At 46.5% G+C, this 11106-nt stretch carries 9 protein-coding genes; 3 read left to right on the top strand and 6 right to left on the bottom strand.

Going from position 1 to position 11106, the window contains the following annotated elements:
- Positions 1–102: 102 nt before the first annotated feature.
- Positions 103–798 (bottom strand): SIR2 family NAD-dependent protein deacylase, encoded by a 696-nt coding sequence (locus ACFQ2O_RS16030; RefSeq protein ID WP_377529919.1) that lies wholly within the window; start codon positions 796–798, stop codon positions 103–105.
- A gap of 170 nt (positions 799–968) precedes the next feature.
- On the opposite strand from ACFQ2O_RS16030, the gene ACFQ2O_RS16025 reads away from it, so the two are divergent.
- Together ACFQ2O_RS16025 and ACFQ2O_RS16020 are read left to right on the top strand one after the other, a co-directional pair.
- Positions 969–1406: an AAA family ATPase gene (locus ACFQ2O_RS16025; RefSeq protein WP_377529916.1), complete on the top strand. Its 438-nt coding sequence runs from the start codon at positions 969–971 to the stop codon at positions 1404–1406.
- A gap of 92 nt (positions 1407–1498) precedes the next feature.
- Positions 1499–2710, top strand: a complete 1212-nt coding sequence (locus ACFQ2O_RS16020) for a pyridoxal phosphate-dependent aminotransferase (protein ID WP_377529913.1) — start codon at positions 1499–1501, stop codon at positions 2708–2710.
- Positions 2711–2809: 99 nt separating this feature from the next.
- Here ACFQ2O_RS16020 and ACFQ2O_RS16015 read toward each other — a convergent pair whose 3' ends face one another.
- From ACFQ2O_RS16015 to ACFQ2O_RS16000, 4 genes are all read right to left on the bottom strand, one after another.
- Positions 2810–4639: a M2 family metallopeptidase gene (locus ACFQ2O_RS16015; RefSeq protein ID WP_377529910.1), complete on the bottom strand. Its 1830-nt coding sequence runs from the start codon at positions 4637–4639 to the stop codon at positions 2810–2812.
- A gap of 146 nt (positions 4640–4785) precedes the next feature.
- Complete coding sequence (locus tag ACFQ2O_RS16010; protein ID WP_377529907.1) at positions 4786–5745, bottom strand: bestrophin family protein; 960 nt, start codon at positions 5743–5745, stop codon at positions 4786–4788.
- A gap of 426 nt (positions 5746–6171) precedes the next feature.
- Positions 6172–7500, bottom strand: coding sequence for a DNA recombination protein RmuC (rmuC, locus tag ACFQ2O_RS16005; protein WP_377529905.1), 1329 nt, complete (start codon positions 7498–7500; stop codon positions 6172–6174).
- Positions 7501–7595: 95 nt separating this feature from the next.
- Complete coding sequence (locus ACFQ2O_RS16000; RefSeq protein WP_377529902.1) at positions 7596–8972, bottom strand: DEAD/DEAH box helicase; 1377 nt, start codon at positions 8970–8972, stop codon at positions 7596–7598.
- A gap of 134 nt (positions 8973–9106) precedes the next feature.
- Between ACFQ2O_RS16000 and ACFQ2O_RS15995 the strand changes: the two genes are divergently transcribed.
- Positions 9107–10216 carry an AI-2E family transporter gene (locus ACFQ2O_RS15995; protein WP_377529898.1) on the top strand — a complete coding sequence of 370 codons (1110 nt, stop codon included), beginning with the start codon at positions 9107–9109 and terminating at the stop codon, positions 10214–10216.
- A gap of 47 nt (positions 10217–10263) precedes the next feature.
- Here the strand turns inward: ACFQ2O_RS15995 and ACFQ2O_RS15990 are convergent, their stop codons facing one another.
- Positions 10264–11004, bottom strand: a complete 741-nt coding sequence (locus ACFQ2O_RS15990) for a LytR/AlgR family response regulator transcription factor (protein ID WP_377529895.1) — start codon at positions 11002–11004, stop codon at positions 10264–10266.
- Between the last annotated feature and the right edge of the window lie 102 nt (positions 11005–11106).

Here is an 11106-nt window from a genome sequence, read left to right as displayed (position 1 = left end):
TGATGATTTTTTTGTGGCTATTTTGCTTTTGATACCAAAGAGAAAGCAAAATGCCACCCCCAGGTCAGGAGGTGGCATTTTAGATGTTGGACTAACTCTTATTTATTTATACTTCTCTAGCAGGAGCTGCTTTACTTTTTCCATGCCTGTGCTGGCTTTTTCTTCATAGCGGTGCACATTTGGCCGTTGCCGCATACTTGGCAGGTTAGGGTCTACCACAAAAATCGGCACCTCAGCATCCACCAGATCAACCAAACCAGCGGCAGGATACACTGCTAAAGAAGTTCCTACTACCAGGAAGATATCTGCCTGCGCAGTTTCCTCAATGGCTTGTTCCATCATAGGCACTGGTTCACCGAACCAGACAATATTAGGCCTGAGTTGAGAGCCACGTTCGCACTTGTCTCCCATATTCAACTCCCAGCCTTCCATCTGATATACTAAGGACGGGTCTAGGGTACTTCGACTTTCAAACAACTTGCCATGCAGGTGAATGATATTGCTGGAGCCGGCCCGCTCGTGCAGGTCATCTACATTTTGCGTGATGATGCGCACGTTAAAGTCTTTTTCCAGATCTGCCAGGGCAAGGTGGGCTGCATTCGGTTTTACGCTGTGCGCATTTTTGCGGCGTTGGTTGTAGAAATCCAGTACCAGTGCCTGGTTTTTCTGCCATCCCTGTGGCGAAGCCACTTCCATCACGTCATGTCCTTCCCACAAGCCGTCTGCGTCTCTGAAAGTGGCTATACCACTTTCTGCACTAATGCCAGCACCTGTTAGCACCACGAGTCTTTTCTTCATAGCTATCGGTTTGATTGTCTCTCATTAAAATAAAGCAATTTGCTCTTCCTATATAAGTATCGGCAGGCATAAAGTTTCAGACATCACGTATAGCTCAAGTTGCGTTAGTGTATACTTGTACCAAACATACTTGCACATGCAGGCGATTATTTTCTGTGGTATCCAGGCTAGTGGTAAAGCTAACTTTTTACAAAGAGCATTACTTTAACAGCCATGTGCGCATCAGTATGGACCTGCTACGCACCCGCAACCGTGAACGCCTTTTCCTGAAGGCTTGCCTGCAAAGCAGCATGCGTTTTGTGGTAGATAACACCAACCCAACTGCGGCAGAAAGGGCAGCTTACATAGCCTTGGCTAAGGCAGCGAAGTATGAAGTGATAGGTTACTTCTTTGAATCTACCAGCCGTGATGCCGTAGCACGAAACAGCCAGCGCAGCGGCAGGTTTCAGGTGCCGGACAAAGCGATCTATGGCACACACAAAAAACTACAGCCTCCCAAACTGGATGAGGGTTTTGATGTGCTTTATTATGTGAGCCTGCTGCCAAATGGAGCATATAATCTTACGCAACAGGGGCAGCAGCCAGGTGGAAAGGCTACTATGCTGTAGGTTGAGCGCTACGGAATCGTCACCACTAAATTAAATTGCATGGCTGCTGTACATGCTGTTACGCTTCGTGCTATCTTCGTTAAATTTTAAGTATGATTCAACGAAGCGACAGGCTTAACAACGTGTCTTATGACCTTTGTGGGCCATTATATGAGCGGGCAAAGGAGCTGGAATCACTCGGCTATCCTATTACTAAACTTAACATAGGCAATCCGGCACCTTTTGGATTTAACGCACCACAGGAGGTTATTGATTGTATAGTGCACCACCTGCGCCACGCTCAAGGCTACTCCGACCACAAAGGAATTTTACCTGCACGTGAGGCCATTAAGCAATATTATACTTCAAAAGGTATAGCTGATATTCATACAGATGACATTTTCCTTGGCAATGGACTAAGTGAGTTGATTATGCACGCTGTTCAGGCTTTATTAAATGAAGGTGATGAAGTGCTGGTGCCGTCCCCGGATTACCCGCTCTGGACAGCAGCAGTACGTTTTTCAGGTGGCAAAGCAGTGCATTACCGCTGCGACGAGGAGTCGGAATGGTTTCCCGACGTGGCGGATATCAGGAGCAAGATCACCAGCCGCACGCGAGCCCTTGTCATCATCAATCCAAACAACCCAACAGGTGCCATTTATTCAAAAGAACTGCTGCAGGAGCTAATGCAACTGGCAGAGGCGCATAAACTTGTTATCTTCTCAGACGAAATCTATGACAAAATTATCTATGATGATACACCTTATACTTCCACAGCCACGCTTTCGGACGAGGTGCTTTGCGTTACGTTTAGCGGCTTATCCAAGAACTACTTAGCGGCTGGCTTCAGAGCTGGCTGGATGTTGCTGAGTGGTGCAAAGGCTAGGGCAAAAGATTATATCAACGGACTGAATACACTGGCAAGTCTGCGGGTTTGCAGCAACGTGCCTGCACAGTATGCCATAGAGGTGGCACTGCAGGGAGAACAAAGTATAACTGAACTGACCAAACCCACAGGAAGGCTAGGAGAGCAGCGCGCTATCTGCTACGAAAAGTTGTCGGCCATACCAGGCATTTCCTGTGTAAAGCCGAAAGGCGCTTTTTACATGTTCCCGAAGCTGGATGTAAAGAAGTTCAACATCCACGATGATCAGCAGTTTGCGCTGGACCTGTTATCAGAGCAGCATGTGCTACTGGTGCAAGGCAGCGGCTTTAACTGGCAGAAACCTGACCACTTCAGGGTAGTATACTTACCGGAAAGAGAGCAGCTGAGGCAGACGCTGGATAAGATCGCTGATTTTCTGCAGAGCTATAGGCAAGTATAATATAGTTATTCCTTTTAATGAAAAAGAGCCGTTGTAGTTGTTACAGCGGCTCTTTTTATACTACTGAACCAGAGATTCAGCCATCATACTTCATCATTGTTAAATCGTGTACTTTCTGCCTTTGTTCTGCTCCTTTAGGTACTCCATCAGTGGCTGGAAATAAGCTATCATGGCACGTGCACTTAACTCTTCGCCGGTTTTCTCTTTGAGCATTTGGCGCCAATCAGCAGAGGCACCCGGATACATGATGTCGCGCAGGAAGTTGCCAACTTCTTTCTTACCATAGTAATTGGTGGCATGTGGGTCCTGCTTCAGAATGTTTTTGGCAATGTGATCGTGCAGCTGGAACAGGATCACGTAGCTTAATGCGTAGTCGTAATACTGTGCAGCATCATCGTTAATGTGCGTTTTGGTAGCTGCGTCTAAGTACTGTTCGCCTCGCCCCGTTGGCGGTACTATACCTTGATATTTCTTGGTAAGCTCCCACCAGCGCTTGTTCAATTGGTCGGCAGGTAACTTATTGGCATAAAAGTCGTTTTCCCACTCGCTCATCACACCCGCCGAGAAAGGAATAAAGGTAACATAGCTGAGCGCTTCTTTCAGCAGTGTTTGCACCTCATCGGTCTGCGCATTCTTGTCAATCAGGTTAAGCTCTACCAGGAACGGCTTTTGCATGGCCGCCAGCCCCATTAAACTGCCTATGGCTTCATGATAAGCACGGTTAGCACCACCTCTTAGCAGCACAGGCACATCCGGGTTTGTATAGGTCATGTAATAGTAAATGTGGCCAAGTTCATGATGTGTTGTTTCATACCACTCTGAATTTGGCTCTACACTCATCAGGCTACGTACATCCTTATCTAAATCCATGTGCCAGGCAGAGGCGTGGTTGTTCTTTTTATAGTTAGCATTTGCCGGAAGCGGATATAAGCTCGATTTTGTATAAAACGTCTGCGGCAGGCTCGGGAATCCGAGGCTTGTATAGAAGCGCTCTCCCTGCTGCACAAGCCACTCTGCCCCTTTAGGCTTTAAGGCCGCATCCAGATCTATACCTTCTACATTTACCATGGCACTCCAGTCCTGGCCCCAGCGGTTGGGCACCCAATGCGCCGGCAGGTAATCAGGCACTTCTTTTACGCCATACTTCTTTGCCAACTCATAGCGGGCATAGGTATGCAACTCCCGGTAAAGCGGACGAAGCTCTTGGTTAATTTTCTGCATCAAATCCATCATTTCGGCACGTGTCATGCCATAATCTGAGGCTTGGTAGGTGAAATAATCGTCGTAGCCCAGGCTCTGAACCGTTTTGTTACGCAGCTCGCGCAGGTCCAGCAAGCCTTCCTTAAGGCCGGGGCCAACTTCTTTACTCGCATTCCAGGCATCCAGGCGATTCTTTACATTTGTTTCGCTCTTCAGTATGTTGTCGATGTCGTTGGTGCTGACCGACTTCTCATAGATGCGGTAATCGAAGCCGTAGAGCTTTTCGGTCTGCTCTGTTTCAGCTTTTATGCGTGCCTTCACAACATCAGGAATGATTTGCGGGTTATTGGCACCTCGGTAAAGTATAGCTTCATACTGTTTTACCTGCAGTGGCGTTAGCTGGTCTTTTTTCTCCAGCATCGCCTTCGCTGTGCTGATGTTTTCGGCACTTCCTGTAAAGGCGGCAAAGGCTTCGTTGGCTTTGCGGGTAGCTACTGCATTGGTAGAATCACCTTCTACTATTTTGATGTTAGAAGCCCATTCAGCCTCTGCTGATTTTGTGTATAAGTCCTGGTATGTAGCTGAATACTGATCCAGAAAATCTTGTGCTTCCTGTTGTTTCTCCGTCTGCACGGCCGTTGCTTCAGTTCCGCTTGTATCAGCTTTTTGGCTGGAGCAGGAGGAGAGCAACACAGCGGCGGTGAGGCCGGTAAAGATTAGTTTTTTCATGTGTTGACGTATGTGTTAAGTCTACTAATATAACAGGCAAAAGGAGCAGACGCAATTCTGTGGTCTTATTTGCTAATGTGGCGCTTCCATTTCTGAAAGAGCATTCAAATAAAAACCGTGCCGCAGCTTATACTTTTGCATTTATGCTACAACACGATTCCCTCTTTATTCTTAGGCTTGGCTGGGAAGTTCTTATCGCCCCATTGCTCTTTTAGGTTCGTTTCTATGGTTAGGCTTAAGGCAGTAAGGGGCACGTCTTCCAGTCTATTCTCGAACGGATCTTCAGTGCGCTCACCGACCATATCTAAAGCCAGAAATACAAATGAAATGATAAAAGAAACAGGTATGGTTGCTAGTCCCATTTCGTGTATAAAGGCGAAGGGCAGGAGTGAAGCATGTATAAAAACAAAGACTCTGGAAAAGAAACTATACTGTCGCGGGAACGGCGTATTTTTAATTCGTTCACTGCGGCCTTGTATATTATTGAACTCAACCAGCGTTTCCTCTAGTTTTACGAAGCGGTAATCAGATATCCAGCCTCTTCTGAAAGCCCGCTGCAGGTCTTCTCCTTGCAACTCTAGCAGAAAGTTAGGAGGATTGTTTTTGTGGCAAAAAGCCTTGTACTCACTAGCCATCAGAAAAGCTTCAGTATCCTTATAGTCGTTCGCTTCTTCGTAGATTTCCTCCTGATCGGTCTCATTGTAAGAGTGCTTTTTCTTTAGAAAAACCCGCAGCGCATGCACAAAGGCTATATGCCTGTATACCATGCGTTGCTGCAAATCCCGCACAGCGGCCGTATCCTGCTCATCTTCAGGCATAATCATGGTAATCACTTCTCTGGCCCAGGCGCGGCTGTAGTTCACCAATAAGCCCCAAATCTTACGGCCTTCCCACCACCTGTCGTACGCGTTGTTATTTTTAAAGCCTAAGAAAATAGCCAAGGCAGTGCTTAGAGCAGTTACGGTATTGAAGGGCATACTTAAGTATGCTACTTCATAATGATCGTGAACAAGGTAAACAAACAGGGCAAGCAAAAAGTAGTAGAGTAGGCTTTTCCAGGTGTAATGAAGAATTGCTCTCCAACTTAAATTTCTGTGTACAAGCATATATGGCAGCTATAAATGTAAGCCATTAACTTCATTTAAAGAAAATGGTTTGGGTTTTGCCATACTTACCTGATAATACTGAAGGAAATCTGAAGCTGAATTAATAATAAGTTTAGGGGCGGAGTCAACATTAAGCACTCTACATACCTATCATTCCGTAAGAAGCCTGGTAGAAATAGAGGGAGCCTACCCCCGGAGGCTAAGCTTATGTGACTTGCGGGGGTAGAGGACTTGTATCAACAAGATAATTGTATGAGGACAAAATAGGTTAAAATGAATTTGTCAGGGCACTTAGAAGAAAAAGCTTTGCACCTAGAGTAAAAAGAAGAGCACCATCGGTTGATGATGCTCTTTGATGAATTGTGCAGGATTAAGCCATACTTATACTTGCGCATAAGAAGATAAAGTGTAGCTAACAGGCATACTTTATAATTGCTCATCCTCTGTCACCTGCGCTTCCTGCAGTAAGTTGCCATCAATGGTTTTGCTGGTCTTTGCGCCTAGCTCGCGCAGTATCTCTACTCTGCGAATCAAGTTACCTTTGCCTTCTGTCAGTTTATTCATGGCACTGTTGTAAGAACTTTGACTGTTCTCCAGGTGCTTGCCAATTGTTTTGAGGTCATCTACAAAACCCACAAATTTATCGTAGAGTTTGCCGCTTTCTTCTGCTATCTTAATTACGTTGCGCTTCTGATCTTCCTGTCGCCATACGCCGGCTACTGTACGCAGCGTAGCTAGAAGGGTAGAAGTAGTAACAAGCACAATGTTACGATCAAAGGCATCCGTAAACAGGTCATGGTCGTGTTGCAAAGCCAGGCTAAAAGCAGGTTCCAACGGGATGTACATCATCACAAAATCAGGAGAGTTAATGCCGGCCAGACGATGGTAATCTTTGCGGCCTAAATCGGTGAAGTGCGTACGGATAGAGTTGATGTGGCTGCGCAGGTATACTTCCTGCTGGTGGTCATCCTCACAGCTGCAATAAGCCTCATAAGCTACCAGCGATAACTTGGAGTCAATGATCAGGTGTTTCCCTTCCGGCAGACGAATTATCACGTCCGGGCGGTATACTTTGTTATCGTCGTTCTGGCGCACCTCTTCCCGCTCATAATGTACGCCTTTGCGCAAACCAGACTTCTCCAACAGACTCTCCAAAAGGTATTCGCCCCAGTTGCCCTGAGTTTTATTTTCACCTTTAAGCGCTTTAGTGAGGTTGATAGCATCCTGGCTCATTTGCTGGTTCAGGGTGGCCAGCTGAGTTATCTGCTCTTTTAGGGATATACTATCTTTCAGGCTCTTCTCATAGGTCTGATCAACTTTAGCTTCAAACTCCTTGATCCGCTCTTTCAGCGGGCTCAATATACGCTCCAGATTCTCTGAGGAGGATTTGTTGAAGTGCTCGGCATTTGTCATCAGCACCTGGTTGGAGATGCTCTGAAACTGCTGCAGGAATTTCTCACGCAATTGCTCCAGTTCACGCCCTTGTTCCTGCAAACGAGCTTTCAGGTGCTCGTAATCAGTTTCAGTTTTAGTAAGTGCGTTAGTGAGCTCCAGCGTTTCTGTCTGGGCTTCACGTAGGAGGGACTTAAGCATTTCTACTTCATCAGCACGCTGTTTTACCTGCGCATCAAGTACACCTTGTGTAATGGCTGCCTGATTTGCAATTTGTTGCAGCGTATTTTGCTTCCCCTTCAAAGCCAGAAAGGCAACAACAAGGCCTCCCAAAAATGCAGCTATTCCTATGATCATCTCCATAGGGTAAAGGTAACTTATTTTTAGTTTTTTGTGGATGACTTGCTAAAGAAATTAGTTAAGCTTAGTAGCTAATGGTACAGCCACTGCTGCCTTGACTAACGCACGAAGCTCACTTTATACTTCTTGCCTTTGATTTTGGCGCCATTTAGTTTCTCAACAGCCCTTGAAGCGGCTGCATCTGGCACCGCTACAAAACTGTGGAAATCCTGTATTTCAATTTTACCGATATCTGTTGCCTTAAGGCCAGCTTCCGCAATTAGAGCACCTACAATGTCGCGGGGGCTAAGCTTATCTTTGCGGCCTCCGCTAATATGCAAGGTTGTAAGCACAGACACTTCTGCGGGCGCAGTATTTTTGTGCTTCTGTAGTTTATTTAGATCCAGCCACTCATTTACCTGTACTTCGCGCCATTGTTCCATCTTCTGGGCTTCACGTTGGTTAGCGAAAGTATAAACAGTACCTGACCTGCCTGCCCTGCCCGTACGGCCGCTACGGTGCAGGTATGCGGCCTCATCGTAAGGCAGCTCCAGGTGAATGATTGTTTCGAGTTTATCAATGTCTAAGCCTCGGGCGGCAAGATCGGTTGCGACAAGTATAGCGGCGGTTCCGTTGCGGAAAAGTGTCATGGTTTTATCCCGCTCGCGTTGCTCCAGTTTACCGTGAAGTGCCTTTGCGGCAAAGCCATATTTTTGCAGGTGGTGGGCTACTTCTTCGGTAGTGAGGCGGGCGTTAACAAAAACTACAGTGCCGGCATGGTTTATATTTTCCAGCAACTTCACCAATGCATCCCGCTTCTCATTATCCTGCACCTTCAGCCCAGAATAAGAAATCCTGTCAGGCACTGATGATGCTGTGGCCTGTACAAATTCCGGTGCTTTAAGAGAGTCGGCAATCAACTCTTTCACGCCTGCAGACATGGTAGCTGAGAATAGTATCATCTGTCGCTCACGTGGCAAGGCAGCCATCAGCGTATCAATTTCCTCTTCAAAGCCCATTTCCAACAGCTTATCTGCTTCGTCCAGCACTACCTGCTTCGCATGTTTCAAATCAAGTTTTCTGCGGCTCAGGTGGTCAGTTAACCTGCCTGGGGTACCTACCAAAATCTGCGGAGGATGCACCAGCGAATCTTCTTCTATCCGATAGGAGTGGCCGCCGTAGAAGGCGCTGATTTTCAGGTTTGGAATGTGTTTCGCAAATTGCTTCAGTTCCTGCCTTACCTGCACAGCTAACTCCCGGGTAGGCACAATCACAAGCGCTTGAATCTGTTGCAACTCTGGGTTAACACGCTCCAGAAGAGGCAAACCAAAAGCTGCCGTTTTTCCGCTTCCAGTTTCTGCCTGGCCTGCTACATCGCTTCCTTCAAGCAGGTGTGGAATAGCCTGTTCCTGAATAGGTGTTGGCGAAGTATAGCCTAAATCCTCCAGGCTCTGAAGTATGGCATTAGAAAGTTGTAAGTCGCGGAAAGTAGTCATAGGTGTTGCTTTATTTACAAAGGTACGTCTTTTAAGGCAGCATCCCGCTACCGGATGCTTTCCATACTTTACTGTAGCGCATCAGAAGAGGATTCATCAAAACATAAATAGGTACAACAGCAGTAGTATGAGGTATGGGAAAGAAATATCGAAAGATTCAACGGCTAACGTATGTGTTGCTATTTGGCATTTTGCTGGTTTATGTACTGGTAGAGGCAAGGGAGTTTTTATATCCTTTATTTATGGCCATTCTGTTCTCTTACCTGCTGTACCCGGTTGTCAGTAAACTGGAGGACTGGGGTGTGCCGCGTATCCTTGCTAATTTCCTGACGCTGATAACGGCGGTGGCAATAGTAACCGGAGTACTGGTACTGCTTTACCAACAGCTGGTTAAGTTTTTAGGCGATATTCCCACATTAGAAGATCAGGCTTATCAAAATATAGACCGCTTGCAGCATGCCCTGGAGCGAAAATTTGGAGAGACGAATCCTGATAATGAACTATGGCTTCGGCAGCAGGTATCCGGCGCTTTTCACGTGAGCGGGAGCTTTATCCGGAATATTCTGATGGCTACCACCGACACGCTCACCAAGTTTGGCTTGATGCCAGTGTACATCTTCCTGCTGCTGTACTACCGTAATAAGTTCGAAAATTTCCTGTACCGCCTGTTGCCATCTTTTCGGCACTCCAAGGCACAGCAGATTATAGATGAGATATCATTAGTTACGAAAAGGTATATGTCCGGCGTGGTGATTGTTATACTTATACTTTGCGTGATCAATTCTACCGGACTGCTGATCATCGGCTTAGAGTATGCTATACTGCTGGGTGTACTTTCGGCTTTTATGAATTTTATACCTTACTTCGGCACGCTGATAGGAGGCGCTATACCCTTGCTGTATGTGCTGATGGTACAGGGCTCACCGCAGAAAGCACTTGTCGTGCTGGGCTTTTTTCTGGTGGTGCAGTTTACCGAAAACAATATTCTTACTCCTAACATCACGGGTAGCAAAGTCAACATCAACCCCATGTTCACCATCTTAAGTATAGTGGTAGGCGGCATGATATGGGGTATACCGGGTATGTTTGTGGCAGTGCCCTTCCTGGGCATGTTCAAGGTGTACTGCGACTATACAGAAGGTATGTCTGCCTGGTCTTTTATGCTGGGAACTGAGGGAACGGAAGAGCATGCTTTAACAAAAGAAAAAGTAATCCAGTTGCTTAAGCGAAAGAAAGGTGAGTAGCGTATAGCATATTTCCTGATGTTAAGGCTTAAACTTTAGTTATAAAGCTACCGCTGGTCTTTCTCCCGGATCATACTCAGAAAACCCTCTCTGTAAGTCTCGCCTACAGGTATTTCTTTATCGCCCATATAAATGGTGTGGCCATCAACCATGTTTACCTTGTCTATAGAGATGATGTAAGACTTGTGCACGCGGTAGAAAGGTGGCTGCGGCAGTTGTTGCTCCAGATCGCGCAGCGTTTGGTAAGTGACAAGGCGCTGGCCCGGCAGGTAAATAGAAACATAGTTCTTCAGCCCTTCTACATAAAGTATATCGTTGTAGTCTATTTTCAGAAATTTGTTTTTGGTTTCGCCTTTCACGAACATATACTCAGGTGCTGGACTTGCGGCAACCGGGGCAGGAGTGGCAGAAACCTGCGCCGAAACTGGTTGTTGCTGCATTATACTTTGCGCCTTGTGCACAGCTTTCAAGAAGCGATCGAAAGGAATGGGCTTGAGCAGGTAATCTATCACATCATGCTCATAGCCTTCCAGGGCATACTCCGGATAAGCCGTGGTGAGAATCACTTTGCACTTGCTGCCGCAGATCTTCAGAAACTGTATTCCCGTCAGCTCCGGCATCTGGATATCCAGGAACACGAGATCCACCTTGCCCTCCTGCACCCAGTTAATAGCCTCAATCGGGCTCGTGGTGGTGCCTACCAGCTCCAGAAACGGTACCTTCTGGATATAGTCTGCCAGTATTTTGGTGGCGTAAGCTTCGTCGTCAACAGCTATGCAGCGGATCATTTAGTTTAGTTAAGAGTTACAACTATATTGCCTGAATCAGGATTTATAGGATTGAGTTTGATGAACAGGATTCTGTAGGTCAAGCTAAAATTATAAATGGAA

Origin of the sequence: Pontibacter rugosus, assembly GCF_042678745.1 — a bacterium.
Taxonomy (GTDB): Bacteria; Bacteroidota; Bacteroidia; order Cytophagales; family Hymenobacteraceae; genus Pontibacter; species Pontibacter rugosus.
Note: the sequence above shows the minus strand (reverse complement) of the source record. Positions and strands in the feature narration are given on the sequence as shown.